This window comes from Aeromonas sp. FDAARGOS 1403, from assembly GCF_019047325.1.
In the GTDB taxonomy this organism is placed as follows: Bacteria; Pseudomonadota; Gammaproteobacteria; order Enterobacterales; family Aeromonadaceae; genus Aeromonas; species Aeromonas dhakensis.
Genome location: NZ_CP077249.1, coordinates 4,311,288 through 4,338,235 on the forward strand (window position 1 = coordinate 4,311,288; position 26,948 = coordinate 4,338,235).

The 26,948-nt window shown below is 62.8% G+C and carries 24 protein-coding genes and 2 tRNA genes; 12 read left to right on the forward strand and 14 right to left on the reverse strand.

Features of this window, described 5'->3' with window-relative positions; genetic code table 11:
* Window positions 1-4 precede the first annotated feature (4 nt).
* Together I6L33_RS19680 and I6L33_RS19685 are read right to left on the reverse strand one after the other, a co-directional pair.
* Complete coding sequence (locus I6L33_RS19680) at window positions 5-484, reverse strand: putative 4-hydroxy-4-methyl-2-oxoglutarate aldolase (protein ID WP_010633331.1); 480 nt, start codon at window positions 482-484, stop codon at window positions 5-7.
* A gap of 42 nt (window positions 485-526) precedes the next feature.
* Entirely contained in the window at window positions 527-943 is a 417-nt protein-coding gene (locus I6L33_RS19685) for a DUF3293 domain-containing protein (protein ID WP_216973176.1), read from the reverse strand.
* Between the two features lie 376 nt (window positions 944-1,319).
* Here I6L33_RS19685 and arcA point away from each other — a divergent pair, with 376 nt between their 5' ends.
* Entirely contained in the window at window positions 1,320-2,039 is a 720-nt protein-coding gene (gene arcA, locus I6L33_RS19690) for a two-component system response regulator ArcA (RefSeq protein WP_010633329.1), read from the forward strand.
* Between the two features lie 141 nt (window positions 2,040-2,180).
* Here the strand turns inward: arcA and I6L33_RS19695 are convergent.
* Window positions 2,181-2,255 (reverse strand) — tRNA-Gly (locus tag I6L33_RS19695).
* 94 nt (window positions 2,256-2,349) lie between these two features.
* Window positions 2,350-2,423: transfer RNA gene (locus I6L33_RS19700), tRNA-Gly, on the reverse strand.
* Window positions 2,424-2,624: 201 nt separating this feature from the next.
* Here I6L33_RS19700 and cydD point away from each other — a divergent pair.
* From cydD to I6L33_RS19720, 4 genes are all read left to right on the forward strand, one after another.
* Entirely contained in the window at window positions 2,625-4,394 is a 1,770-nt protein-coding gene (cydD, locus tag I6L33_RS19705; protein WP_216973177.1) for a cysteine/glutathione ABC transporter permease/ATP-binding protein CydD, read from the forward strand.
* Window positions 4,387-6,132, forward strand: a complete 1,746-nt coding sequence (gene cydC, locus I6L33_RS19710; RefSeq protein ID WP_216973178.1) for a cysteine/glutathione ABC transporter ATP-binding protein/permease CydC — start codon at window positions 4,387-4,389, stop codon at window positions 6,130-6,132. Before cydD ends, cydC begins: the two co-directional genes overlap by 8 nt.
* 253 nt (window positions 6,133-6,385) lie before the next feature.
* The gene (gene rcsF, locus I6L33_RS19715; RefSeq protein WP_010633326.1) at window positions 6,386-6,757 is read left to right on the forward strand and encodes an Rcs stress response system protein RcsF; all 372 of its coding nucleotides are present in this window, start codon (window positions 6,386-6,388) and stop codon (window positions 6,755-6,757) included.
* A 22-nt stretch (window positions 6,758-6,779) separates the two neighbouring features.
* Window positions 6,780-7,172, forward strand: a complete 393-nt coding sequence (locus tag I6L33_RS19720) for a DUF488 domain-containing protein (protein ID WP_005303108.1) — start codon at window positions 6,780-6,782, stop codon at window positions 7,170-7,172.
* A 70-nt stretch (window positions 7,173-7,242) separates the two neighbouring features.
* Here the strand turns inward: I6L33_RS19720 and I6L33_RS19725 are convergent, their stop codons facing one another.
* Entirely contained in the window at window positions 7,243-8,223 is a 981-nt protein-coding gene (locus tag I6L33_RS19725; protein WP_216973179.1) for an NAD-dependent epimerase/dehydratase family protein, read from the reverse strand.
* Window positions 8,224-8,452: 229 nt separating this feature from the next.
* Between I6L33_RS19725 and tsaA the strand changes: the two genes are divergently transcribed.
* The gene (tsaA, locus tag I6L33_RS19730) at window positions 8,453-9,160 is read left to right on the forward strand and encodes a tRNA (N6-threonylcarbamoyladenosine(37)-N6)-methyltransferase TrmO (RefSeq protein WP_216973180.1); all 708 of its coding nucleotides are present in this window, start codon (window positions 8,453-8,455) and stop codon (window positions 9,158-9,160) included.
* 39 nt (window positions 9,161-9,199) lie between these two features.
* Here the strand turns inward: tsaA and I6L33_RS19735 are convergent, their stop codons facing one another.
* From I6L33_RS19735 to I6L33_RS19750, 4 genes are read right to left on the reverse strand one after another with little or no spacing between them, the layout of a single operon-like run.
* The gene (locus I6L33_RS19735) at window positions 9,200-10,645 is read right to left on the reverse strand and encodes an HD domain-containing phosphohydrolase (protein WP_095592303.1); all 1,446 of its coding nucleotides are present in this window, start codon (window positions 10,643-10,645) and stop codon (window positions 9,200-9,202) included.
* Window positions 10,646-10,695: 50 nt separating this feature from the next.
* Window positions 10,696-11,817 carry a beta-ketoacyl-ACP synthase III gene (locus I6L33_RS19740; protein WP_216973181.1) on the reverse strand — a complete coding sequence of 374 codons (1,122 nt, stop codon included), beginning with the start codon at window positions 11,815-11,817 and terminating at the stop codon, window positions 10,696-10,698.
* 55 nt (window positions 11,818-11,872) lie between these two features.
* Window positions 11,873-13,036, reverse strand: a complete 1,164-nt coding sequence (locus I6L33_RS19745) for a VWA domain-containing protein (RefSeq protein ID WP_043169931.1) — start codon at window positions 13,034-13,036, stop codon at window positions 11,873-11,875.
* Between the two features lie 3 nt (window positions 13,037-13,039).
* Window positions 13,040-13,882 carry a MoxR family ATPase gene (locus I6L33_RS19750; protein WP_005303120.1) on the reverse strand — a complete coding sequence of 281 codons (843 nt, stop codon included), beginning with the start codon at window positions 13,880-13,882 and terminating at the stop codon, window positions 13,040-13,042.
* Window positions 13,883-14,049: 167 nt separating this feature from the next.
* Between I6L33_RS19750 and cysK the strand changes: the two genes are divergently transcribed.
* The 4 genes from cysK (at window position 14,050) to crr (ending at window position 18,043) form a co-directional block, all read left to right on the forward strand.
* On the forward strand, window positions 14,050-15,018 hold the full coding sequence (gene cysK, locus I6L33_RS19755; protein ID WP_005303122.1) for a cysteine synthase A: 969 nt from the start codon (window positions 14,050-14,052) through the stop codon (window positions 15,016-15,018).
* 442 nt (window positions 15,019-15,460) lie between these two features.
* A complete protein-coding gene (locus tag I6L33_RS19760) occupies window positions 15,461-15,718 on the forward strand; it encodes an HPr family phosphocarrier protein (protein ID WP_005303128.1) in 258 nt (85 codons plus the stop codon).
* 44 nt (window positions 15,719-15,762) lie between these two features.
* Window positions 15,763-17,490, forward strand: coding sequence for a phosphoenolpyruvate-protein phosphotransferase PtsI (gene ptsI, locus I6L33_RS19765; protein ID WP_005303130.1), 1,728 nt, complete (start codon window positions 15,763-15,765; stop codon window positions 17,488-17,490).
* Window positions 17,491-17,533: 43 nt separating this feature from the next.
* Window positions 17,534-18,043: a PTS glucose transporter subunit IIA gene (gene crr, locus I6L33_RS19770; protein ID WP_005303134.1), complete on the forward strand. Its 510-nt coding sequence runs from the start codon at window positions 17,534-17,536 to the stop codon at window positions 18,041-18,043.
* Window positions 18,044-18,121: 78 nt separating this feature from the next.
* Here crr and I6L33_RS19775 read toward each other — a convergent pair whose 3' ends face one another.
* Window positions 18,122-19,084: a GGDEF domain-containing protein gene (locus I6L33_RS19775; protein ID WP_216973182.1), complete on the reverse strand. Its 963-nt coding sequence runs from the start codon at window positions 19,082-19,084 to the stop codon at window positions 18,122-18,124.
* Window positions 19,085-19,423: 339 nt separating this feature from the next.
* Here I6L33_RS19775 and I6L33_RS19780 point away from each other — a divergent pair, with 339 nt between their 5' ends.
* Complete coding sequence (locus I6L33_RS19780) at window positions 19,424-19,969, forward strand: cytochrome b (RefSeq protein ID WP_010633316.1); 546 nt, start codon at window positions 19,424-19,426, stop codon at window positions 19,967-19,969.
* An 83-nt stretch (window positions 19,970-20,052) separates the two neighbouring features.
* Here the strand turns inward: I6L33_RS19780 and I6L33_RS19785 are convergent, their stop codons facing one another.
* From I6L33_RS19785 to I6L33_RS19800, 4 genes are all read right to left on the reverse strand, one after another.
* On the reverse strand, window positions 20,053-23,808 hold the full coding sequence (locus tag I6L33_RS19785) for an AAA family ATPase (protein WP_216973183.1): 3,756 nt from the start codon (window positions 23,806-23,808) through the stop codon (window positions 20,053-20,055).
* A complete protein-coding gene (locus I6L33_RS19790; RefSeq protein ID WP_010633314.1) occupies window positions 23,805-23,987 on the reverse strand; it encodes a hypothetical protein in 183 nt (60 codons plus the stop codon). Before I6L33_RS19790 ends, I6L33_RS19785 begins: the two co-directional genes overlap by 4 nt.
* Window positions 23,984-25,210, reverse strand: a complete 1,227-nt coding sequence (locus I6L33_RS19795) for an exonuclease SbcCD subunit D C-terminal domain-containing protein (RefSeq protein ID WP_216973184.1) — start codon at window positions 25,208-25,210, stop codon at window positions 23,984-23,986. Before I6L33_RS19795 ends, I6L33_RS19790 begins: the two co-directional genes overlap by 4 nt.
* A 102-nt stretch (window positions 25,211-25,312) precedes the next feature.
* On the reverse strand, window positions 25,313-25,741 hold the full coding sequence (locus I6L33_RS19800; RefSeq protein ID WP_005303147.1) for a GNAT family N-acetyltransferase: 429 nt from the start codon (window positions 25,739-25,741) through the stop codon (window positions 25,313-25,315).
* A 180-nt stretch (window positions 25,742-25,921) separates the two neighbouring features.
* Here I6L33_RS19800 and rdgC point away from each other — a divergent pair, with 180 nt between their 5' ends.
* Window positions 25,922-26,833: a recombination-associated protein RdgC gene (rdgC, locus tag I6L33_RS19805; protein ID WP_005303149.1), complete on the forward strand. Its 912-nt coding sequence runs from the start codon at window positions 25,922-25,924 to the stop codon at window positions 26,831-26,833.
* Window positions 26,834-26,948 lie beyond the last annotated feature (115 nt).

Sequence of the window (26,948 nt, forward strand, 5' to 3'; positions counted from 1 at the left end):
GAGATCAAATAAGCCGGGTGGCACTCACCAGCACGCCGTTGAGATCGGCGTAGACATAGTCACCCGGATGTATGGTCACCCCGGCAAACGACACCACCGCATCCAGCTCACCCAGCCCCCGCTTCTCGGTCTTGACCGGGCAGGGTGCCAGCGCCTTGACCCCCAGCGCCAGCGTCGCCAGCGTGCCCACGTCGCGCACGGCGCCGTAGATCACGATTCCTTCCCAGCCCTGCTCCGCCGCCTTGATCGCCAGCTGATCGCCGAGCAGGGCGCGGCGCAGGGAGCCGCCACCGTCGATCACCATCACCCGCCCCTGCCCGGGCCGGTTGACCAGCTCCCGCACCAGGCTGTTGTCCTCATAACAGGAGAGAGTGACCGCCTGGCCGTGAAACAGCGCCTTGCCACCGAAATTTTGAAACAGCGGCTCCGCCACCTGCAGGGCATCGCCGTACTCGTCACAGAGATCGGGCAGTAGATCCAGCATCATAAGTCTCCTTCCATGGACATGAATTCGCTCATTCTTTCATCAAGCAGAGTCCCTGACAATCCAGTGGGATTCAATTCTGCCCAGATGGTGTGGCTCCCCTGCCAGCAACACCGGCAGCAGCCAGAGCTCCCCCTGTTCCACCCAATAGATGGCATTCTGGCCAAAACGGGCTGCCAGCCGGATGGCCTCGCTGCGCGGGCAGGCCAGCAGCAGCGACGACTCCTGCCATGTTTCATCCAGCGAACTGCCCCTACAAGGCCCCATCACCTGCCAGCCAGGCATGGCTGCAATGGCTCGCCGCAAGGCCCGCTGACGGCGGGTATTGCGACGCATTCCCAGCTGGCGACTGGCCGGATTCCAGGCCGTCACTATGGCGTAGGCAGGCCATTTCGGCGCCGAAAAGGGTGCAATAAAGCAGATTTTTCTGTAGTTTTCCCACAAATTCATGTCAACCACATGTTACATTCCATTACATTTTATAGGGGCGAAAATGGGGGCAACCCCAAGTATCATGCTGTGAACTCAGGGTTTGACCTATATCAAACCAGAGTTAAAAAGTTGCTATCTGACGGCAAAGAGTGTTGTTATGCGCCTGTTAACTGATAAAATGCAGCCACTTTTGTAATGGACTACCTTTCCAGGCTTCTCTCGATCAGACTTATTGAGAGCCTATGTGTGGCACAGGGATGTTTGCCAACGCTGATGCCAAATTCGCGATAATCCGACCTGATATTCATACCCAGGATGACGTAATTAATTTTCAGGACCGGTCGGGTAACGCCAAAGAGTGTTAAAATTTAGATAATTAACTGATAAGAATCTGGGAATACTCATGCAAACACCACACATTCTGATCGTCGAAGACGAACTGGTCACTCGCAATACCCTGAAAAGCATCTTCGAGGCAGAGGGCTATATCGTACTCGAAGCCAACAATGGCGACGAGATGCATCAGGCCCTGACTGCCCACACCATCAACCTGGTGATCATGGACATCAACCTGCCGGGCAAGAATGGCCTGCTGCTGGCTCGTGAGCTGCGTGAGGACGACAACATCGCTCTGATGTTCCTGACCGGTCGCGACAACGAAGTGGACAAGATCCTGGGTCTGGAAATCGGCGCCGACGATTACATCACCAAGCCGTTCAACCCCCGCGAGCTGACCATCCGTGCCCGCAACCTGCTGAGCCGCACCATGAACGTGGCCGCCGGTGGCGAAGAGAAGAAACTGGTGGAGCGTTACCTGTTCAACGGCTGGGCACTGGACATCAACAGCCGCGCCCTGGTCAGCCCGGCTGGCGACATGTTCAAGCTGCCGCGCTCCGAGTTCCGCGCCATGCTGCACTTCTGCGAAAACCCGGGCCAGATCCAGACCCGTGCCGAGCTGCTCAAGAAGATGACCGGCCGTGAGCTCAAGCCCCACGACCGTACCGTGGATGTCACCATCCGCCGCATCCGCAAGCACTTCGAGAGCGTCAACGACACCCCCGAGATCATCGCCACCATCCACGGCGAAGGCTATCGCTTCTGCGGCGAGCTGGAGCAGGAGTAATCCTCCCTCCCGAGTTGAAAAGGCGCCGATGGCGCCTTTTTCATTGCTGCTTATTTCAGGAGTGCCGGTCAGATAGTGAGCCCCGCCCAGAAACGGATAACAAAAAGCCCACTCGCAGGAGTGGGCTTTTTGCATCAAGGCTGGAGCGGGCAGCGGGAATCGAACCCGCATCATCAGCTTGGAAGGCTGAGGTAATAGCCATTATACGATGCCCGCCTGGCATCAAAACTTGCTTGGTGTGATGGGGAAACCCCACGACAGACAGCCGTTTCGGCTGAGGTGACAACAGCCTTGGCCATTATCAGGAATTTGGAGCGGGTGATGGGAATCGAACCCACGTATGCAGCTTGGGAAGCTACCGTTCTACCATTGAACTACACCCGCGTCAGGGCCTCTACTATATGCATTTTGCCGCCGAGCGCAATCACCCCGATACGGTTTTTTACCATAAATCAATCTGTTCGACCAACTAATGAGCAGCAAGCCGCTTTTTCCATCAATCGTTTTCACCGGCCGGAATTTACAAGGTTGCCAAGCCTGGGGGGCGAGGATAGTCTTGCGCCACTCGACGCGAGGATGGTGGTAATGGATAAAAAAACGCAAAAACGACTCTATGGCTGGTTGCGCAATCAATCAAGCCACGGCCGGCGCTGGATCGGCCTCTCCATCGGTTTTGGCCTGGGGCAGGGCATCCTGATGGTGGCGCAGGCCTGGCTGCTGGCCACCCTGCTGCACGGCTTCATCATCGAAGACGCCACCCCGGCGGGATCCATTCCCCTCTTCATTACCCTGCTGCTGGTCACCCTCGGCAAGGCGGTGCTGGCCTATGGCCGTGAGGTGGCCAGCTTCAAGGCAGGCAGCGCGGTGCGCCAGGCCATCCGCGAGCTGGTGCTCACCCGCCTCGGCCGGTTGGGACCGGCCTACATCCAGCGTCGACCGGCCGGTAGCTGGGCCAGTCTGCTGCTGGAACAGATTGAAAACATGCAGGATTTCTTCTCCCGCTACCTGCCGCAAATGGCGATTGCCGTGTTCATTCCGGTGGTGATCCTGGTGGCTGTATTCCCGGTCAACTGGGCCGCCGGCCTCATTCTGCTGGGCACGGCGCCCCTCATTCCCCTCTTCATGATCCTGGTGGGGGTCGGCGCCGCCGATGCCAACCGCCGCAACTTCCAGGCGCTGGCCCGTCTCTCCGGCCACTTCCTCGATCGCCTGAAGGGGCTGCGCACCCTGCAGCTCTTCATGCGCACCCAGGTGGAAGGGGATGCCATTCGCGATGCCTCGGAAGATTTTCGCGAACGCACCATGGAGGTGCTGCGCCTTGCCTTCCTCAGCACCGCCGTACTGGAGTTCTTCGCCGCCCTCTCGGTGGCGCTGGTGGCCGTCTACTTCGGGTTCTCCTATATCGATCACCTGAACTTCGGCCACTATGGCACCAAAGTTACCCTCTTTACCGGCCTGTTCGTGCTGTTTCTGGCTCCCGAGTTCTACGCCCCGCTGCGCGAGCTCGGCGCCCACTACCACGCCAAGGCGCAGGCCATCGGCGCCGCCGAACAGCTGCTGGAGTTCCTCGAGGCCGAGGTGAGTGAACCCGCCTCAGGCAATGCGCCGTTCCATGCCGACTCCCCCATCAGGGTGGAAGCCCGTGCCCTGGAGGTGCTGAGCGCCGAGGGCAAGGTGCTGGTCGGCCCCATCGACTTCACCCTGGAAGCGGGTTCACGCACCGCCCTCATCGGCATCAGCGGCGCCGGCAAGAGCTCGCTGGTCAACGCCCTGCTCGGCTTTGCCCCCTATCGCGGCGAGCTCAAGGTCAACGGCCAGGAGCTGGCCAGCCTCGACATGAGCCAGTGGCGCAGGCAGCTGGGCTGGCTCTCCCAGAACCCGCAGCTATTCCACGCCTCGCTGCGTGACAATCTGCTGCTGGCCAAGCCCGCCGCCAGTGACGGCGAACTGGAAGAGGCCCTGAAACGGGCCCAGGCATGGGAGTTCGCCATGGAGAAGGGACTCGACTATGCGGTGGGGGATCAGGCCGGCGGCCTCTCGGTCGGCCAAGCCCAGCGTCTGGCGCTGGCCCGTACCCTGCTCAAGTCCACCCAGCTGATGGTGCTGGACGAGCCGACCGCCAGCCTGGATCGCCACTCCGAGCGGGCCATCATGACCACGCTGGAGCAGGTCATCGCCAACCAGACCCTGCTGATGATCACCCACCGCCTCGATCAGCTCACCAAGATGGACCAGATCCTGGTGCTGGAGCGTGGCAAGCTGGTGGAGCAAGGCAACTTCCAGCAACTCAGCACCGCGCAGGGGCCGTTTGCCCGCCTGCTCTCCCAACGTAACGAGGGTTCTCTCGATGACTGATCTCTTGCCGTTTCTGCGCCTCTATCGCCAGCACTGGCTCAGCCTCTCCATCGGTCTGCTGCTGGCACTGGTCACCCTGGCGGCCGGGATGGGACTGCTGTCGCTCTCCGGCTGGTTTCTCTCCGCCGCCGCCGTGGCGGGGCTGACGGCGGCCACCCGCGATCACTTCAACTACATGACGCCAGCCGGCGGGGTGCGCTTCTTCTCCATCATCCGCACCGCCGGCCGCTGGGGTGAGCGGGTGGTGAGCCACGACGCCACCTTCCGGGTACTGACCCGGCTGCGGGTCTGGTTCTGGCAAAAGCTCTCGCCACTCTCCACCGGCGCCCTGGCAGGCTTTCGCCAGGCGGACCTGCTCAACCGGCTGGTGGCCGACATCGACGCCATGGACCACGTCTACCTGCGGCTGGTCACCCCTATCGGTGCGGCCCTGCTCAGCACTGCCGGTCTGGTGCTCTTTCTCTCCTTCTTTGACAGTGAGCTGGCCCTCACCCTGGGCGCCATCCTGCTGTTTGGCATGATTGCCCTGCCGCTGGTGTTCTACTTCCTCGGTCGCAAGCCCGGACAGGCGTTGATAGCGGAAAAATCGAGCCTGCGTACCCGTCTGGTGGACTATCTGGACGGCCAGGCCGAGCTGCAGATGTTTGCCGCCGCCCCCCGGGCGCGCGACGAGCTGCAGCAGGCCGAGCAGGCGCTGATCCAGGCCCAGGCCCGCATGGCCCGGGTGAGCGGGCTTGCCAACGGCTCGGTGCAACTGCTGAGCGGCTGGACCCTCACCCTGATGCTGTGGCTGGCCGGCCACGGGGTAGCGGGCGCCGCGCCGGATCCCATCACGGCGCTGATGGTGTTCGCCACCCTGGCCAGCTTCGAGGCGCTGATGCCGCTGGCCGGTGCCTTCCAGCACCTCTCCACCAGCCTCACCTCGGCCCGCCGCCTCAACGAGATCCTGCAAGAGGCCAAGGCCCCCGAGTGGGGCCACGAAGAGCGCCACGCGCAACAGGGGGCGCTGCAGATAAGCGACCTCTATTTCAGCTACCCAGGCAACCCGCAGCCGGTGCTGCGCGGCTGCACCCTGCAGTTGCAGGCCGGCGAGAAGCTGGCGCTGCTGGGCCAGACCGGCTGTGGCAAGTCCACTCTGATGGGACTGCTGACCCGCGAATGGCACCCGCAGGCCGGCAAGATCCTGCTCGATGGCAAGCCGCTCACCGACTACAGCGAAGGGGCGCTGCGCGCCTCTCTCTCGGTGGTGAGCCAGCGGGTGCACCTGTTTGCCGATACCCTACGCGGCAACCTCAAGCTGGCCGCCCCCCATGCCAGTGACGAGCAGCTGGTGCAGGTGCTGACCCAGGTCGGCCTTGCCAACCTGCTGGAAGATGACAACGGCCACAGCGACAGCGGGCTCGATGCCTGGCTGGGGGATGGCGGCCGGCCGCTCTCCGGTGGCGAGCGCCGCCGCATCGGCATCGCCCGCGCCCTGCTGCACGACGCGCCGCTCTGGCTGCTGGATGAGCCGACCGAAGGGCTCGACAGCCAGACCGAGCGGGAGATCATGGAACTGTTGTTCCGGCTAGGGGCAGATCGCACCCTGCTGCTCATCTCCCACCGTTTGCTGGGGCTGGAGCAGATGGACCGGATCGCCCTGATGGAAGAGGGGCAGATCCGCCTCTGCGCCCCCCATCAGACGCTGCTGGCGGACGACTACTACCGCAGCCTGCATCAGCGGCTGGCGCCGGCCTGATGAGCAACGAGAGAGGGGCGCCCGGTGCGCCCCTCTCTCATGACAGCAGGCAAGTCATCTTTGCCGGCAGCGTGAAGCCGCACAGGCAACACGTGGCCGGATCCTTGTCACACCCCGTCCATACGGCTAAAAATGGGGCTGGTCGCCACCGTCGACTGGCCCCTATAATGGCCCCTTCGTTATTCCACAAGATGCCGACATGGAGCGCCTGCGCCTTGCTACTGTCCTCATCACCGACACAAGATACGAGACGATGAAACGCCTGATCCTGATGATGCCCCTGATTGCCTCCGGCTGCGCCGACTTTGCCTTCAACAGCAATCTGGACAAAGAGAACTTCGACGAGTACTTCAAGCCGGGCAGCGTTCAGATCTATGAACAGGGCCAGCTGGCAGATCTCAACTACCTCTACCTCGGCACCGTCGAAGGAGAGTCCTGCCAGAGCGATGCCAAGCAGCCGATCCCCAACGCCGGTGAGGCCCGCACCCTGGCCCGCCGCCGTGTGGCCGACATGGGCGGCAACGGCGTCACCTTCGACAAGTGCGCCGAATTCAGCGACACCCCGGGCTGCCTGAAGCAGGTGATCTGCTACGGTCAGGCGCTGAAAGTCGCCACCGAGAAATAAGCGTCAACTGCAAGGAGCCTGCATGGCACTGGCCATCGTTCGCCTCGGCACACCCCGCCTGCCCGACGAGGGACTGCGGATCGGCACAGTGCGCCGCCCGCCCCGCGGCGTGCCCAAAACCGAGTTTGCCAGCCAGGATTGGTACGACGTCTGGTTCCCCAATCTCGCCCCCAGCAACGACACCATGAAGCTGGGCCAGGCTGCCGAGACGCCCGCCCAGTGGAGCGCCTTCTGCAAACAGTACAAGGCAGAGCTGGCCACTCCCGCCGCCAGGCACGATCTGGCGCTGCTGGCCGCCCTCTCCCACACCACCAACCTGTCGGTGGGCTGTTACTGCGAGCAGGAGTCCCGCTGTCATCGCGCCATCTTGCGCGAGCAACTGACCGCCGCCGGCGCCGCCATGCGCGCCGAATAACGCCGCTCACATCAGACAGAAAAGGGCATCGAGAGATGCCCTTTTGCTTTGCTGCCGCACTTGTTGGCCCCTAGCGGACCAGCTGACGCAGCCGCGCCTCCTGCTCGGCGGTGATGCCGGTGGCCACCACGGCGTCCGGCGCGCCGGCCAGCCACTCGGCCACATCCGCCACCGTCTCCTCCAGCGGCCGAAAGTTGAGGCCCTGTACGATGGCCGCCTCGGCGCTGATGAGGCCATAGCCGGCATACTCGGGCTGTGCATTGGGCAACAGGGTCGGGTAGCTCTGCCAGGGCTCCACCCCGGCGGCCAGCAGCGCGGGCCAGGGCGCCCATTCGGGCAGGATCGGGGTCGCGGGGGCCAGCCTGGCGGCCAGGCGATCCACCCAGTCGCTCAGCGCGATACCGGGCTTGACCAGATTGAAGATGCCGCTCAATTGCTGCTCGGCGGCCCGCAGCACGAACTCGGCGCAGTCGCGCACGTCCAGATATTGCAACCGATCTTCCCCCTGCCCCGGCAGCAGCCAGGGGCCGCCCCGCTGCACCCGCGTGACCCACCAGGCCAGCCGGCCGGTGGGATCATGGGGGCCGCACAAGACGCCCGGGCGCAAGATGCAGAGCCGCTCGCCCCAGCGGGCACGATAGGTCGCCTCGCACAACACCTTGAGGGGGCCGTAATCCTCCGCCATCTCCCCCTCGGCCATCTCGTGCAGCGGCGCCGACTCGTCCTGCCCCGGGTGGGCGAAGTCGCGATAGACACTGATGGTGGAGATGAAGATAAGCCGCTCGCAGCACCCGAGCAGGGCGGCCGACAGGCTCGCCGCCTGTTCGGGGCGATAGCAGCAGGTATCGATGGCTAGATCCCAGCCATCCTGATGGCGATGCAGCGGGGTCAGGTCCCGATCCCTGTCCCCCAGCAGCTGGGTGAGCTCGCGCCAGTCCGGATGCTGGCGCCGGCCGCGATTGAACAAGGTCACCTCGTGGCCCCAGTCCAGCGCCAGTGAGGCGAGATGGCGACCCAGAAATCCGGTGCCGCCGATGATCAGCAGTTTCATCCCTGTCTCTCCTGTGCGGCGCGGCCCATCCTCGATGGCCATGCCGGTTGTGCCGGCCCGCCCTGCCGGCGGACGGCCCTTTCACTCTTCCTGCGCTCACCCTACGCAAGTTGGCGGCGCGATACAGCCTTCGGGCGGCCGGGATGGGAGCAAGATCACGGCAAGCGGGTACGCCTGCGTTTTAAGGGCTGCTGTGCTACATTGCCGGGGTTTTCAGTCAGGATCCGCCATGAAGTTCGAAATCGACACCCTGGGTATCATCCGCTCTCCCTACAAAGAGAAGTTCGCCATCCCGCGCCAGCCCGGTCTGGTCAAATCGGCCCGCGCCCGCCTCGAGCTGCTGCCCCCCTACGATCAGCCGGACGTGCTGCGCGGCATCGAGCAGTTCTCCCACCTCTGGCTCAGCTTCGTGTTTCACCAGACCATGGCGCAGGGCTGGCACCCGACGGTGCGCCCGCCGCGCCTGGGCGGCAACGAGCGGGTCGGGGTGTTTGCCACCCGCTCCACCTTTCGTCCCAACCCGCTCGGCCTCTCGGTAGTCGAGCTGCACGGGGTCGGCCGTGCGCGCGGCAAACTCTGGCTCGAGCTGGGGGCGGTGGACCTGCTCGATGGCACCCCCATCGTCGACATCAAGCCTTATATCCCCTATGCCGACAGCCTGCCGGATGCCCGCGGCGGTTTCGCCCCCGATGCCCCCACCCCGCCGCTGGCGGTGAGTTTCAGCCCGGAGGCGGAGCTGCAGCTGCAGCCTTGGCTCAAGGCCCACCCCGAGCTGCGCCTGCTGGTGAGCGAGGTACTGGCCCAGGATCCCCGCCCCGCCTACAAGAAGGGCAAGCCGGATGACAAGGAGTACGGCGTCAGGCTGTTTGACTGCAACGTGCGCTTTCGCATCAGCGAGCCCAACTGCCTGGTGCTCGCCATCGAGCCGGCCCAGTGAGCCAGCCATAAAAAAACCACCCGTGCGGGTGGTTTTTTGTCAGTCGTGATCCTTGTGCCTGAGGGCAATCTGGCGAAATTCCTCCTCGCAGGCGAGGAAGGCGTCGACGATGGCCGGATCGAAATGGCGGCCACGCCCCTCCACTATGATGGTTCTGGCTTGCTCATGGCTGAAGGCGGGCTTGTAGACCCGTTTTGAGATGAGGGCGTCGTAGACATCCGCCAGCGCCATCAGCCGCCCCGACAAGGGGATCGCCTCCCCCGCCAGCCCGGCCGGATAGCCGCTGCCATCCCACTTCTCGTGGTGAGTGAGGGAGATCTCCCGCGCCAGCCGCAGGAAGGAGTTGGAGCCGAGCTGGGCTTCGGCGCTCGCCAGCGCATCGGCGCCAATCTGGGGGTGGCGCTTCATGATAGCGAACTCCTCGTCCGTCAGCTTGCCCGGCTTGAGCAGGATGGCATCGGGAATACCCACCTTGCCCACGTCGTGCAGCGGCGCCGACTTGAACAGCAGATCGATGGTGGCATCGTCCAGCGGATAGCGCTCCCAGTCGCTGCGGCTCAGCTGCTCCGCCAGCACCTTGACGTAGAACTGGGTGCGGATGATGTGGGCGCCGGTCTCGTTGTCGCGGGTCTCCGCCAGCGAGGCGAGCCCCAGGATGGCCACGTCCCGGGTCAGGTTGAGCTCGTCCTGGCGCGCCTTCAGCTCGCCGATCATCTGGTTGGTGCCGGCGGCAATCAGGCCGAACTCATCGTCACGGATCACCGGCACCCGCGCCTCCAGATCGCCGCACTGCACCTGGGCCATGGCGCGAGTCTGATGCATCAGGGAGAGAGTCAGGTTGCGACCATAGCCGCGAATGATGAGCCAGAGATAACCGAAGGTCACCACCATCACGAAGGCGATCTCCAGCAAGATGTAGTGCTGGGCATCGAGCCGCGGCAGGCTCTTGTCCACCGTGACCAGCCACTCCAGATCCTTGTTGAACAGCAGGAAGAACACAGCGCCAAGCAGGGTCAGGGTGGTGAAGGCGAACAGGGAGAACTTGCGGGAAACCGGCATGGCCAGCGGCTGGTTCAGCACCAGACAGGCCTGATGTTCCCGCAGCTTGGCCCGCTGCCAGTCCCGCTGCAGCGACAGATCCGCCGCCACCAGGAAGCCCAGGGTGCTCATCCCCAGCAGGATCTTGAGGTGGCTCTCCAGCGGAAAATCATACCGGATACCGTTGTAGCCAGAGAGCAGCAAGGCCCCCAGCAGGTAGAAGCCCACCTCCAGCCCGAAGCCTCCCAGCCCCTGACCGGACAGCGTCACCTTGCGCAGCAGCTGATCGCGCAGGACAAACATGATGCCAAAGGTCACCAGCGCGGGCCCCAGCAGCTGGGGCAGCGTCAGGCTCTCCAGGAATGGGCAGACCTGCAGCCCGTAAAGACAAAACAGTGACAGTGTCACCCCGTAGTGAAGGGCGCAGCGCCCCGTGATCCTCTGCATGATTCCACCCAAACCTTATCGTCATGACGGCGGGGAGATGACCCCGCCCCTCACAGGCGCCGCAACAACAGGCTCCCGATCGAATAGCCGGCGCCAAACGAGCAGAGCACGCCGCGGGCCCCCGCGGGAAGGTCGCGATTGTACAGATGGAACGCGATAATGGAACCCGCCGAGCTGGTGTTGCCGTAGCTGTCGAGGATCACCGGCGCCTCCTGCTGGCTGGCATCGTGGCCGAGCAGCTTGCGGGCGATGAACTGGTTCATGGTCAGATTGGCCTGGTGGAGCCAGAGCCGGTTCAGGCTCTCGGCAGTCCAGCCCTGCTCATCGAGCTGGCCGGCGATCTGGTCGCACACCAGCGGCAGCACCTCCTTGAACACCTTGCGCCCCTGCTGGCGGAACAGCTTGTCATCGCCGTAACGGGTGCGCGGGCTGAGCCGGTTTAAAAAGCCGAAGTTGTTGCGGATGTTGTTGGAGTACTGGGTCACCAGCTTGCTGGCAACCAGTTGCCAGGGGTTGGCCACCTGACAATCGGCCTCCCGCTCCAGCAGCACGGCGGTACAGGCGTCACCGAAGATGAAGTGGCTGTCTCTGTCGCGAAAATTGAGGTGCCCAGAGCAGATCTCCGGGTTGACTACCAGCGCCAGTCGGGCGGTACCAGCCGCCAGCATGTCTGCCGCCGTCTTGATGCCGAAGGTGGCGGAGGAGCAGGCCACGTTCATGTCAAAGGCCATGCCGCCCGCCCCCAGATAGTGCTGCAGCTCGATGGAGAGGGCCGGATAGGGGCGCGGCATGTTGGAGGCGGCCACTATCACCAGATCTATTTCCCCCGGCTCGCGACCGGCGGCGATCAGCGCCTGCTCAGCGGCGGCCACAGCCATCTCCACCATGATGGAGGGCTTGTCATCGGGTCGCTCGGGCAGCAGCGGCTGCATGATGTCGGGATCCAGCACCCCCTCCTTGCTCACCAGATAACGGCTCTTGATGCCGGAGGCCTTCTCGATGAATTCGCTGCTCGAATGCTGTTTGGCGGGCTGCTGGCCGGCGTCGATGGCGGAAGCGTTCTCCTCGTTGTAGAGATCCACGTACTGGTTGAAGGCGGCCACCAGCGCTTCGTTGCTGACGGCAAAGGGAGGGGTATAGAGGCCTGAGCCACTGATCACGATAGAGGTCATCTTTGCTCCTCGCCGGGTTCACTCCCGGCTTGTTGGTCTGTTCGGGTAGAGAGGGTCACAGCTGGTCGATGGCCGCAGCCAGACCCGCCAGAGTCAGCGGGTGCATGCGCCCGCCGATCAATTCGTTCATCAACTTGATGGAGGGGTGCCAGAGCCACTCCCGCCGCGGGGTGGGATTGATCCACACCAGCTTGGGAAAATGCTGCTGCAAGCGGGCCAGCCACACCTGACCGGCCTCCTCGTTCCAATATTCGACGCTGCCGCCAGGCCAGGTGATCTCGTAGGGGCCCATGGTGGCATCCCCCACCAGGATCACCTTGTAGTCGCTGCCGTAGGTGCGCAGCAGGCGCAGGGTGTCGAAGCGCTCCTCGTGCCGGCGGGCGTTGTCTCGCCAGACAAAGTCGTAGAGACAGTTGTGAAAATAGAAGTACTCCAGGTGCTTGAACTCGTGGCGCAGAGCAGAAAAGAGCCGCTGCACCTCGGCCACGTGGGCATCCATGGAGCCTCCCACGTCGAAGAAGACCAGCAGCTTGACCCCGTTGTGGCGCTCGGGTCTGAGCTTCACATCGAGCCAGCCCTGCCTGGCCGTGCTCCGGATGGTGTCGTCGAGATCCAGCTCATCGGGGTTGCCCTGGCGCACCCAGCGCCTGAGTTTGCGCAGCGCCAGCTGGATGGCCCGTTGTCCCAGAGGGGAATCGTCGCTGAAGTTGCGATAATGGCGCGCCTCCCATACCTTGACCGCCTTGCCATGCTGGCCCTCTCCCCCCATGCGGATCCCTTCCGGGTGAAAACCGCCGTGGCCGAACGGGCTGCTGCCACCGGTGCCGACCCACTTGTTGCCGCCGGCGTGACGCTCCTTCTGCTCGTTCAAGCGCTGGTTGAGGGTCGCCAGCAGTTGGTCGAACCCACCAAGGGATTTGAGCAACGCCTTCTCCTCGGCGCTCAACAGCCGCTCGAACTCCTTGCGCAGCCACTCATCCGGCAGGCTCTCCGGCAGCAGGGGGATGGCGGCCAGCCCTTCGTAATACTCGGCGAAGGCGCGATCGAAGCGATCGTAGTGAGCCTCGTCTTTTACCAGCAGACAGCGGGCAAGCTGGTAGAACTCATCCATGTCGAGGCTGGCCAGCCGGGCTGCCAGCGCCCCATGCAAGTCCAGCAGCTCGCGCAGGCTGCAGGGGAGCTGGTGGCGACGCAGGTGGGTAAAAAAGTCGATCAGCATGGGTCAGCTGCCGCGTCTGGCCAGAAAAGCGAGCTTCTCAAAGAGATGCAGGTCCTGCTCGGTCTTGAGCAGGGCACCGTAGAGGGCGGGCACCAGCTTGCCTGGCTCGCGGGCGCGCATCGCCTCGGGGGCGATGTCGTCGGCCAACAGCAGCCGAATCCAGTCCAAGAGTTCCGAGGTGGAGGGTTTCTTGCGCAGCCCCTCTACTTCCCGCAGCTCGAAGAAGAGATCCATCGCCTCACCGAGCAGGCTCTCCTTGAGGTCGGGGTAGTGAAGTTTGACGATGGCCTGCATCTCGGCCTTGTCGGGGAAGCGGATGTAGTGGAAGAAGCAGCGGCGCAGGAAGGCATCCGGCAGCTCTTTTTCATTGTTGGAGGTGATGATGACCACTGGGCGCTGGCGGGCCTTGACCCGCTCGCCGGTCTCGTAGACGTCGAACTCCATCCGATCGAGCTCCTGCAGCAGATCGTTGGGAAACTCGATGTCCGCCTTGTCGATTTCATCGATAAGCAGCACAGGACGCTGGTCGGCAGTGAAAGCCTGCCACAGCTTGCCGCGGCGGATGTAGTGGCCTATCTCCCCCACCCTGGGGTCGCCGAGCTGGGAGTCGCGCAGCCTGGCCACCGCATCGTACTCATATAGCCCCTGCTGGGCCTTGGTGGTGGATTTGATGTGCCAGGCGATAAGCTCGGTGCCCAGATGGCTGGCCACGGCCTCTGCCAACTCGGTCTTGCCTGTGCCGGGTTCACCCTTGATGAGCAGCGGCTTCTCCAGCACGATGGCGGCATTGACCGCCATCTTGAGCGCCTCTGAGGCGAGATAGCGATCGCTTCCTGCAAATCCCATAACGTCCATTCCTTTGACGACGAGAGACCTTTTCGCGAGGGAGGTCTCAATAAGAAAGAATAAGCTCTATATCTTGTAATAACATATTGTTATAACAAATCGTCACTTCTCATTCAGAAACCACAGGGTAATCTTGTTTCATCGCCGTAACAAACAGGGATAGCACCATGAGCAAAATTTTTGAGGACAACAGCCAGACCATAGGTCACACCCCTCTGGTTCGTCTCAACCGTGTTACCAAAGGCCGCGTGCTGGCCAAGATTGAGAGCCGAAACCCGAGCTTCAGCGTCAAGTGCCGTATCGGCGCCAACCTGATCTGGGATGCCGAGAAGCGCGGCGTGCTGACCAAGGGCAAGGAGATCATCGAACCCACCAGCGGCAACACGGGTATTGCTCTGGCCTTCGTGGCCGCCGCCCGTGGCTATCCCATCACATTGACCATGCCGGCCACCATGAGCCTGGAGCGTCGCAAGCTGCTCAAGGCGCTCGGCGCCAACCTGGTGCTGACCGAAGGGCCGCTCGGCATGAAGGGCGCCATTGCCAAGGCCAACGAGATCCTCGAGTCCGAGCCCGGCAAATACGTGCTGCTGCAACAGTTTGAAAACCCGGCCAACCCGGAAATCCACGAGAAGACCACTGGTCCCGAGATCTGGGATGCCACCGATGGTGACGTGGATGTGTTCGTGGCCGGCGTCGGTACCGGCGGCACCATTACCGGTGTCTCCCGCTACCTGAAACAGACCAAGGGCAAGGCGGTGGTCTCCGTTGCCGTCGAACCGAGCGAATCGCCGGTGATCAGCCAGCGTCTGGCCGGCCTTGAAATCAAACCGGGTCCCCACAAGATCCAGGGCATTGGTGCCGGCTTCATCCCGGGCAACCTGGATCTCACCCTGCTGGACCGTGTCGAGCAGGTAAGCAGCGATGACGCCATCGAAATGGCTCGCCGCCTGATGGAAGAGGAGGGCATTCTGGCCGGCATCAGCTCCGGTGCTGCGGTGGTGGCCGCAGCTCGCCTCGCCGAGCTGCCGGAGTTTGAAGGCAAGACCATAGTGGTCATCCTGCCGAGCGCTGCCGAGCGTTACCTCTCCAGCGCCCTGTTTGCCGGGGTGTTCAGCGAACAAGAGCTCCAGCAGTAAGTGATCGGATTATTTCAAAACAACGGCGCTCCCAGGAGCGCCGTTTCTTTATGGGCTAGACTGAGCACTTGGCAGCGCCAGTCGACCCCTTATTTTTCGGGGTAAAATAACAAGCAAACCAGTGACGAAAAAAGCAGACATTCTGTGATAAATCTCATATCCTGTGCCGCGTCACGAGGTGTTTGCCGACTAGGTATCACAAAGTAACAAAGTGTTATTTTTCGTTATAAAATAATTTCAGGCCAGCATTGACGCGGCTTGTAGCGCGATAACGGAAAAGAGTTGAGGCAGACACCGAATACTGCACAGAAAATTGACCTGGATTAAACCATTGCAGGTCTGATTTCGTTACTTTACAACATATCCATACTGACACGGTGCGAGAAGGAAGCGTCAAAAGCATCCCTCACACCAAAAAATATCAATAATATGGGGTGAAACCATGTACGAGAAGTCTGTTGTTATTACTGCTGAAAACGGCCTGCACACCCGTCCGGCAGCTCAGTTCGTGAAAGAAGCCAAAGAATTCCAAAGCGAGATCACTGTGGTCTCCGGTGGCAAATCCGCCAGCGCCAAGAGCCTGTTCAAGCTGCAGACCCTGGGCCTGACCAAAGGCACCAACGTGACCATCCAGGCCGACGGCCCGGACGCTCAGAAAGCCGTTGAGAAGCTGGTTGCCCTGATGGACGAGCTGGAGTAATCCAGCTTTATTCCTCCCCCACAGTCGTTTTAATAGGAAGGATTATGATATCTGGCATTCTTGCGTCCCCCGGTATCGCATTCGGCAAGGCGCTTCTTCTGAAAGAAGATGAAATCGTTATCAATCAGGGCAAAATCGCTGCCGAACAGATTGATGCCGAAATCAACCGCTTCCTCGAAGCCCGCACCAAGTCAGCCGCACAGCTGGAAGCCATCAAAGAGATGGCCGGTCGCACCTTCGGTGAAGAAAAAGAGGCCATCTTCGAAGGCCACATCATGCTGCTCGAAGATGAAGAGCTGGAAGGGGATATCAGATCCTTCATCAAAGACAACAAGGCCACCGCTGACAAGGCCATCTACGAGGTCATCGAGCAGTACGCGAAGATGATGGCCGAGCTGGATGACCCCTATCTGCGCGAGCGCGCCACCGACTTCCGTGACATCGGCACCCGTCTGGTCAAGAACGTACTGGGCATCGCCGTTGTCAACCTGAGCACCATCGACGAAGAGGTGATCCTGGTCGCCAAAGACCTGACCCCGTCCGAAACCGCTCAGATCAACCTGAAATACGTGCTGGGTTTCGTCACCGACATCGGTGGCCGTACTTCCCACACCTCCATCATGGCCCGCTCCCTGGAGCTGCCGGCCATCGTGGGTACCAACGACATCACCGAGCGCGTCAAGAATGGTGACGTGCTGGTGCTGGACGCGATCAACAACCAGATCGTCCTCAACCCGACTGCCGAACAGCTGGCCAAGTTCAAAGAGATCCAGGCCCAGTTCCAGGCCGAAAAAGACGAGCTGGCCAAGCTGAAAGATCTGCCTGCCATCACCCTGGATGGCCATCAGGTCGAAGTGTGCGCCAACATAGGTACCGTCAAGGATACCGAGGGTGCCATCCGCAACGGCGCCGAAGGCGTGGGTCTGTACCGCACCGAGTTCCTGTTCATGGACCGTGACGCGCTGCCGACCGAAGACGAGCAGTTCAAAGCCTACAAAGAAGTGGCCGAAGCGATGCCGGATCAGCCGATCATCGTGCGCACCATGGACATCGGCGGCGACAAAGAACTGCCCTACATGAATTTCCCGAAAGAGATGAACCCCTTCCTGGGCTGGCGTGCCGTGCGGATCTTCTTCGATCGCGCCGACATCATGCACGCTCAGCTGCGGGCCATCCTGCGTGCGTCTGCCTTCGGCAAACTGCGCATCATGTTCCCGATGATCATCTCCGTCGAAGAGTTCCGCAGCCTGAAGGCCACCGTAGAGACGCTGAAAGCCGAACTGCGTGCCGAAGGCAAAGCCTTTGATGAATCCATCGAAGTGGGTATCATGATCGAGACCCCGGCTGCTGCCGTGATGGCTCATCATCTGGCCAAGGAAGTGGATTTCTTCAGTATCGGTACCAACGATTTGACCCAGTACACCCTGGCCGTCGACCGTGGTAACGAGATGATTTCCGCCATGTACAACCCGCTGTCACCCTCCGTCCTGACCCTGATCAAGATGGTTATCGATGCATCCCACGCCGAAGGCAAGTGGACCGGTATGTGTGGTGAACTGGCTGGTGACGAGCGTGCCACCCTGCTGCTGCTGGGTATGGGTCTGGATGAGTTCTCCATGAGCGCCATCTCTGTACCGCGTATCAAGAAGCTTATCCGCAACACCAACTTCGAAGATGTGAAGGCCATGGCTGATCAAGCGCTGAGCTTTGCCACCGCCGCCGAAATCGAAGCCTGTGTAGATAACTTTATTAAGCAGAAGGCAGTCTGCTAAGATCGGCTGCAAACAGCGACAATCATCTCTAGGAGCTTTTACTATGGGTCTGTTTGATAAACTGAAGAAACTGGTTTCCGATGACAGCTCTGATACCGGCGGCATCGAAATTTTTGCCCCGCTGTCAGGCGAAATCGTACCGATCGAAGATGTGCCCGACGTGGTCTTCGCCGAGAAGATCGTCGGTGACGGCATCGCCATCAAGCCGGCCGGCAACAAGATGGTTGCTCCGTGCGACGGCACCATCGGCAAGATCTTCGAGACCAACCACGCGTTCTCGCTGGAATCCGACTCTGGTATCGAGCTGTTCGTTCACTTCGGTATCGACACCGTTGAGCTGAAAGGCGAAGGCTTCAAGCGCATCGCCCAGGAAGGTCAACAGGTCAAGCGCGGTGACACCATCATCGAGTTCGATCTGGCCGTTCTGGAAGCCAAAGCCAAATCTACCCTGACTCCGGTGGTCATCTCCAACATGGACGAGATCAAAGAGCTGGTGAAGATGACGGGTGCCGTGACCGTGGGCGAGACCCCAGTGATCCGCATCAAGAAATAAGGCTGCATGGGCCGAACGCCCATCGCTGCAACAAAAAACCGAAGCCCAGGCTTCGGTTTTTTTATGGGCGCCTTCCAGCTACTCCTTGCCGAAGACCACCTGGTTGCGCCCGTTGCTCTTGGCCTGATAGAGCGCCTTGTCAGCCACCTGCAGCAGGCTGTCGCTGCTCTGGCCCTCGCTTCGGGTGGCACAGCCCAGGCTCATCGTCAGGGAGAAGTTCTGCCCCTCCCACGCGACCACATGGCCGATAAACTGCCGGCGCAACTGCTCGGCCCGCTCAACCACAAGCTCAGCATCCACCCCGGGCAGGATCAGCAAGAACTCCTCTCCGCCCCAGCGGGCCAGGTGCTCACCGGCTCGCAGCTGGCCGGTCATGATGCGGGCCACCTCGCACAGCGCCACATCCCCGGCGGGATGCCCGTAGCGATCATTGATCTGCTTGAAGTGATCGATGTCGCCCAGGATCACCGAGAAGGGTTCTCCCTGCAGCCAGAGCGCCTGCAACTGCTGCCCGGCGGCACGCCGGTTGCCGAGCTCGGTCAGCGGATCGGTGCAGGAAATCCGGCTCACCTCCTCTATCATGCAGTGCAGATCGTGAATGTCGCGCAGGGTCACTATGTGCCAGCCCGGCATGGCATCGGCTTTCAACTGGGCCGTGATGGTAAACCAGCGCTGCTGGCCGTTCTTGCAGTAAAGCAGGGCATTCATCTCGGCCACCGCAGCCCCGCTTGCCAGGCTGCTCATCACCGCCTGGTTCCAACGCGAGATGGCCAGCGCCCGGCTCTCCTCGTCGCGATAGACGGTGGCAAACCAGCTGGCCATGTCGGGCAGATCCGTCAGGTCGTAACCCAGTTGCGTCACGAAAGCCCGGTTCACGAACCTGTGATGGCGGGCGGGGATCTCCGACAGCCGGGTGGGGATGCTGTCCAGCGTCTCGCTGCAGGCCGATTCCGAGATCAGGATAGGAAACGGGATCACGTCGAAGGAGCGAAACAGGATCTGCTGCAGCTCGGTCAGGATCACGGGATCTGTGATGGTCAAGGTAATTCCCTTCACCTGTTGAGGATTTTATTAAAGGTAAATGAGGGGAGAAGAGGGGTAAAGCCCTCATTGAACTGGGCTGGGTGCCCGGTTCCCGGCCGCAACACACCCTGCTCTGCGGCTTTGCATCAGCCGTTCTCCCCCCTGGCAGCCTCTCCTTGATGAGCGAAACCAGTTCTTCGACCGGCGCGCTGCCGGCCTGTTACAAATAACATGTTAAAAACACACAGAGATCAAGGTTTTGACACATCTTCGCAGTAACATGGAAAAGTGGCCCGGAGGCAGGACGCCCGATGAGACCACCCGTGATGCAATGCAAGCCCCGAAAAGGATACGAACATGCTGAAAAATACCGAACAACGTTATGGCAGCCTGAGCATAGGGCTGCACTGGTTGACCCTGCTGCTGATGATCGCCGTCTATGCGCTGATGGAGTTCAGGGACATCTTCCCCAAAGGGTCGGTCGGCCGCGACCTGATGAAGGAGTTTCACTTCATGGTGGGTCTGCTGATCCTGGCGCTGGTGGTGGTGCGTCTGCTGGTGCGTGCGAGCAGCCCCTCACCGCGCATCGTGCCCGAGCTCTCCCCTCTGATGCTCAAGCTGGCCAAGCTCGCCCACCTGGCGCTCTATGGCTTCCTGATCCTCACCCCGCTGCTGGGCTGGCTGCTGCTGAGCGCGGGTGGCAAGCCCATCCCCTTCTTCGGCCTTGAGCTTCCCGCCCTCATCGCCCCCAACGACGGCCTGAAGGGCACCATCAAGGAGCTGCACGAGACGCTGGCCAACATTGGCTATGCCCTGATTGCCCTGCACGCGGCGGCATCCATCTACCACCACCACGTACTCAAGGATAACACCCTGACCAATATGCTGCCCGAGCGCAAATAGCCAGCGAGACGGGTTGCACACCAACAAGAAGGCCCCTTTGACAGGGGCCTTCTTGTTCATGGATGGTGAGGTATGACACACCATCAGCCAGGCAGCACCACCCGGCTTTCGCCGCCGCCGAGAGCCTCCACCCTCACCTGCACGCCGATCCGCTCCACCAGGGTCTGCACGTGGGAAATGACCCCGATCTGGCGGCCGGCCGCCTGCAGGGAGTCCAGGCTTGAGAGCGCCAGATCCAGGCTGTCGGGATCCAGGGTGCCGAAGCCCTCGTCGATAAAGAGCGATTCGACCTGGGTCTGGCGCGACGACAGGCTGGAGAGGGCCAGCGCCAGCGCCAGCGACACCAGGAAGCTCTCGCCGCCGGAGAGGGAGTCCACCGAGCGCACCTCGTCCCCCATGTCGAGATCCACCACCTGCAGTGCCAGATCGGTGCCGGGCACCCGCTCCAGCCGATAGCGGGGGGAGAGCTCGGCAAGCTGGGCGTTGGCCTCCAGCAGCAACCGCTCCAGGGTCAGGCTCTGGGCGAAGGTTCGCAGCTTGGCACCGCTGGCCGAGCCGATGAGATCGGAGAGTCGCTGCCAGTGATCCGCCACCGCCTGCTGGGCGGCCAGCTCCTCCTGCAGGGTGCCTGCCTTGAGGGCAGCAGCCTCGGCCTGGGCCAGCGTGCTCTTGCACTGGAACAGCTGCTCGTCGAGGGCACGGCAGTGCGCCTCCAGCGCCGTCAGCCGGCTGTCGAGCTCCTCTGGCGCCAGCGCTGCCAGCTCGGGGTGATGCTCGCGGTAACGATCCCGCTTGCTCTCCTCCAGCGCCAGCGCCCGCTGCCGCTCGGTCAAACGGGTACGCGCCTCGGCGCGGGCATCCTCCAGCGCCTGCAAGGCGGCGCGGCGCGCCTTGAGCTCATCCGGGCTCATGGCCAGCAGGCGGCGCAGGTCATATTCGGCAATGCCGAGGCTGCTGGCGTGGGCAGCCCAGCGCCCCAGCACCTCCCGCCGCCGCCGGCTGCTCACCTGCTTCTCCTGCTCCAGATGGTTGAGACGGGCCTTGAGCTCGGTCTGGCGCTCACGCAGGGCGCGGGCCGCCCCCTGCATCATCTCCAGCTCGCTGGCCAGCTGCTGCAGCCGCTGCTGCCAGCGATGCTCGACCTGGGCTATCTCCTCGCCCCCCAGACAGGTGGCGCGGCTGGTGACCAGACCCTGCCGTTGCTGTTCATGCTCCTTGTAGTCGCGCTCGAGCTTGTGCAGCAGCTCGCGCTGGGTCTGCAGGCGCGCCTCCTGGGCGCTCAGGGCCGGGGTAAGGCTGGCAATCTCGCCGGCCAACCGCTCCCACTCGCTCTGGCCATGCAGCCAGGCCTCGCAGGCCCGCTGCCACTCGTGCCACTGCTGGCTGCCGAGCCACTGGCGCCAGGGCTGGCCCCCCATCTGCTCGTCGAGCCGGTTGCCCCCCTGCTCGAGGCGCTGGCGCAAGGTCGTCTCCTGCTCGCCCATGGCCTTCACCTCCCCCTCCAGGGCGATGCGCTGGCGGTCTGCCTCCTGCCACTGCTGCTCGAACTGCTGGTGCTGGCTGGCCAGCTGGCTCAACTGCTGGCGCACGGCCTGCAACTGCTGCTGCCCCTGCTGGGCCTCACGCAGTTGCTGCTGGCTCCGGGCCAACCCCTGCTCCAGGCTCTGACCGCGGCCCAGCAGGATGCTCATCAACTCGTTCCACTCGATTGGGCTCTGACCTAGCGGCAACGGATGACCGAGCAGGGTATCACCTCCCAGCTGTTGCCAGCGCAAGGTCAGCTGCTCGGCGCGCGTCTCCAGCTCCGGCAGATGTTGCTGGCGCACCGCCAGCTGACGGGCCAGCTCCTGACGCTCGCTCTCGCACTGAATGTATTGGTGATTGAGCCGCTCCCACTCGAGCTCCAGGCCGCGGGCGCGCTCCGCCAGTTGACCCAGAATGCCCGCCACCTGCGGCTGGCTCTGGTGATAGGGGTGCTCCTCGGCACCGCACAGCGGGCAAGGTTCACCGTCGCGCAGGATGTGTCGATGCTGCTCGAAGCTGGCGATGGCACGGGACTGCTCCAGCGCGTGGCGTGCCTCGTCCCGCTGCAGGGCAAGCCGCTCACGGGCCGGCGCCAGCTCGTCGCCGAGGCTGGCCAGCTTGCCGAGCGCCTGCTCCAGCTGGGCTATCTCCTGCTGCAGGCGACCATGCTGCTCGCCGTGATTGCGGCCATAGTCGGCCAGCTCCAACAGCTGGCGCAGCTGGCCCAGCTGTTCGGTCTGCTGCTGCCATTGCTCCTGCGCCTTGGCCAGGCGCCCCTCCCACTGCTGCTCCTGCAGCTCGTGCTGCTGTTGCTGCAGCCGCTCCTGCTCGCGCTGCCAGTAGTCGCGCTCCTGCTGCCCCTGCTCCAGCTGGTGCTGCAACTGCCTGAGGGCGCGCAGCTTTTGCTCACGCAGGGTGAGCAGTTGCTGCAGCCTGCCGGCATCTTCGGCCCAATCCTGCATGGCGGTAAGCAGGGGCTGCCATTGGCGGGCCACCGGCGCCAGCTCCTTGTGCTCTTCAAGCCAGGCGCCCCACTGCTGGTGATGGGCCTTGAGCTGCTCCACCTGCTGGCGCTGCTGGTGCCAGCCCTGCTCCAGATTGAGCTGCACCTCCCGCTCCTGCGTTCCCTCCTGCTGGATCTTCTGCAGTTGCTGCTGCTTTTCCCGAATGCGGGTATCGAGCTCCTGCGCCCGCTTGAGCTCGGGCTGCAGGGCGCCCCACTCGCGCTCGGCGGCGATCTTCTCCGCCAGCAGCTGCTGTTCGGTGAGGGCGCTCTGCTGAGTCTGCTCTTCCAGCTTGCCAAGCTCGGGGCCAAGCTCGGCCAGCAGTTTCTCCTGCTGCTGCACCTCCAGGGTAAGGCGAGCCAGCTCGTCGTGATCGGCGCGGGCCACCTGGGCCTGCTCGGCGCGGGCAAACTCCTCGCGCTCAGGGGCGGCCGCACCGTGGGCCGCCTCCGCTGCGGCCAAGGCCGCCTCCCCCTCCTGACAAGCCTGCAACTGGGCGGCGATGCGGCCGTTGAGATCGCGCAAGTCCTGCATCAGTTGCTGTTGTTGCTGCTCGTGTTTGAGGCTGGTGGCGAGGCTGACCTGCTGGCTCACCCACTGCTCACGGGTCGCCTCGTCCATCAACGCCACGTCGCCGAGCCGCTGGCGGATGGCGGCCAGTTGCTGCTGCTCCTCCCGCGCCCGTTCATGGGTCTGGACTGAAATGGCGGAGTAGAGCTCGGTGCCGGTCATCCGTTCGAGCAGGGCCGAACGCTCGTCGGCGCTCGATTTAAGGAAGGCGGCAAACTCCCCCTGCGGCAGGATGACGGCGCGGCGAAACTGCTCCCAGGAGAGCCCCACCAGCTCGTCGATGCGATCCTGCAGCTCCCGCTTGCTGCCACTGAACACCTGGCCCGATGCCACGTCGGTCAGGCTGCGCTCCTGGGCCTGAAAGCGCCCCTCGGCGCGGTTGCGAGCCCGGCGCACCGCCCAGCGGGCCAGCCAGACCCGGCCGTCGCAGCCGCGAAACTGCACCTCGGCGAAACCGCTGGCGTGGCCACGGCTGAGGATGCCGCGCACGTCGTTGGCCTTGAGCTTCTCCTCGTCATCCATGCGACCCACTTCGGCCACGTTCTTGCGATTGGCGATAAAGCGCGGCATCTCATCAAAGAGCGCCAGGCAGATGGCATCGAGCAGAGTGCTCTTGCCGGCGCCAGTATTGCCGGTGATGGCAAACAGGCCGGCGGACCCCAGGGCGCCACCGGCAAAATCGATGGTAAAGGGGCCGGTCAGGCTGGCCAGGTTCTCACCACTCAAAGAGAGGATCTTCATACGCCACACGCCTCCATCCATACCGACCCGATATCGCGCGTGCTCTTGCCCCCATCAGCCCGGGTATTGCCGGTGATGGTAAACAGGCCGGCGGCCCCCAGGGCACCACCGGCAAAATCGATGGTGAATTGACCGGTCAGGCTGGCCAGATTCTCCCCTGACAGCGACAAGATTTTCATACATTTGCCTCCTTCACCTGCTCCAGGATCTCTTCAAACGACGCCACCAGCTCGGCCTCCGGCTCTCCGTCAAACTGACGCTGATAGCAGAGGCGGAACACCTCTGTGGGGGAAAGCTCATCGAGCCGGCGCTGGCCGGCGCCGTCCGCCAGCCCCTGCCCCGAGCCCTGATAGCTGGTCGTGATGCGGGCCAGGCGCACCGGCTTGTCGGCGATGGCGGCCAGCACGCGCTCGCGGATGCGGGCCTCGGGTTTGGGCAGCAGCAGCCGTACCTCGAGGAAGGGCTGCGCCTGCTGCGGGCAAGCGGGCAGGTCCAGCGCCTCGATGGCCTTGAGCGCCTCGTCGAGGCCGCTCTGGGGCAGCCGGATCATCTCCACCGCGCGGGGCACCGGGATCCGCTCAAGACGGGCCAGCTTGCCCCCCTCAAACGTCACCTCCAGCACCTGATGGTTGTAGTTCGCCTCGGCCAGCGAGAGCGGCAGCGGCGAGCCGCTGTAGTGCACCCCCTCGGCCGGACTCTGAGCCAGGTGCAGATGACCCAGCGCCGTGTAGTCGGCGGCGGCAAACAGCTCGGCGGGCAGGGCGTGCTGGTTGCCGCCGAGCACCCGCCGCTCGGAGAGCTCTGAGAGCTGGCCCGCCGCCAGATAGGCGTGCCCCATGGCGATGAGGGCCTGATCCGGATTACAGCGCGCCCGCCCCTCGCTCAGCACCGCTTCATAGACCTGGCGCACCCCTTCGATGAGTCTGTCCTGCCCCTCGCTGAGCCCTTCCGGGCGCAGATCGCTGCTGCGCAGAAACGGCACGGCGGCACACCAGGCTGCCACCTCGCCGTTCTTGCCTCGCAGCGGCACCAGCAGGCGCTCGGTCTCGAGGCGCCCCTCGTCGTCCCGACTGATGCTGCCCACCAGATGCAGGTCGAAGGCACGCAGCAGCTCGTGGGGGGCATCCAGCTTGGAGGGGGAGTCGTGGTTGCCGCCGATGAGCACCATCTCCAGTGCCGGGTGCTCGGCGCGCAGCCTGGCCAGAAAACGGTAGAGCTGCTGCCAGGCGCTGGCGGGGGGATTGGCGGTGTCGAACAGATCGCCCGCCACCAGCAGGGCGTCGATGTCACGGCTCTTGATGGTGTCGGCCAGCCAGTCGAGAAAGGCATCGTGTTCAAAACGGCGGTCATGGCCATGGAGTTGATGGCCAAGGTGCCAGTCGGCGGTATGCAGGATCTTCATGAAAAAACGGCTCGTATGGAGGTGGTGCCAGCAGCACCCGATGCAGACAAGATGAGGATATGCCTCCCTTTTTTCAAGCCGGACCGGGTGCTGGCGTCAGATTCAGGCGGGCTCGCAGCACATCTGGTACTGGGGATGACCGGTGAGCGGGTCGGCCAGCTCCCCCTCGATCACGAAACCATGGCGACGATAGAAGCGCACCGCCTGATCGTTTTCCACGAAGACCCGGGCATGCAGCCTGGCCCCCTTGGACTTGGCCTCCTGCAGCAGGGCATGACCCACCCCCCGCCCCTGACGGTCGGGGCGCACGAACAGGGCGGCCAGGTAGTCATCCACCAACGCCATGAAGCCGAGCAGCTCGCCGCGCTCCTCGAACACCCAGATACGGGCGCGCTCGAGATAGCGGGTGCGCAGATCTTCCTGCGCCTGCCACCAGCAGGAAGCATCGACAAAATCATGGGCCTGCAGGGAGGCCAGCAACCAGATCTCGACGATCTCGTCCATGTCGTCGGACCGACTCGCCCTCAGCATATTGGTATCCTTGTTAACAACCTTAACATCCGCAGTCTAGGGGAGTTTGATGACGGCTTTGGGGACGGATATGACTCCCTGTGAAGTCGATCGCCCTTTATTTAGCAAGAATGATTGGCTGATCACAAAGCGCCTCTCTAGTACAATGCCCGCCGGACAATCTATGAGACCGAGGACGCCATGTGGTTTAAAAACCTGCAGATTTATCGCTTTACCCGCCCCTTCGAGCTGACCGTCGAGCAGCTGGAAACCCAGCTGGAAGCCTGTGCCTTCACCCCGTGCGGCAGCCAGGACATCTCCCGGTTCGGGTGGGTCAAGCCCCTTGGCAAATTCGGCTCCACCCTGACCCACTCCGCCGCCGGCCACATCCTGCTGTGCGCTCGCAAGGAAGAGAAGATGCTGCCCGGCACCGTGGTCAAGGAGATGCTGGCGGAGAAGGTAGAGGCGATCGAGTTCGAACAGGGCCGTGCCCTCAAGAAGAAAGAGAAGGAAGCGCTCAAGGAAGAGATCATGCACACCCTGCTGCCGCGCGCCTTCAGCCGCACCAGCCAGACCTTCGCCTGGATCAACCCGGCCGACAACCTGATGGTGGTGGACGCGGGCTCCGCCAAGAAGGCGGACGATCTGCTGGCCCTGCTGCGCAAGTCCATCGGCACCCTGCCGGTGGTGCCGGTGGCCCTCAAGAACCCGCCCGAGATCACCATGACCGAGTGGCTGAACGAGGGCAACCTGCCCGCCTCCTTCACCCTGGAGGACGAGGCCGAGCTGCGCAGCGCCATGGAACACGGTGGCATAATCCGCTGCAAGCAGCAGGATCTGATGAGCGACGAGATCAAGAACCACCTGGCCAACGACAAGCTGGTCACCAAACTGGCCCTCAACTGGGGTGAGACCCTGAGCTTCGTGCTGGGGGATGACCTCTCCATCAAGCGCCTCAAGTTCAGCGAAGAGCTGCGCGAGCAGAACGACGACGTCACCAGCGAAGATCCGGCCGCCCGTCTGGATGCCGACTTTGCCCTGGTCACCGCCGAGCTGGCCCAGTTCATCCCGGCCCTGTTCGCCGCCCTGGGCGGTGAAGAGCAGTCCATCTAAGCGAATTGGCTCAGCCTGATTGCAAAAAACCGCCTCCGGGCGGTTTTTTTATGGGCGGGCGCCGGTACGACTTGTTGATAGATGAGTAACTTGTTGATCTGATTCAACAACTTGA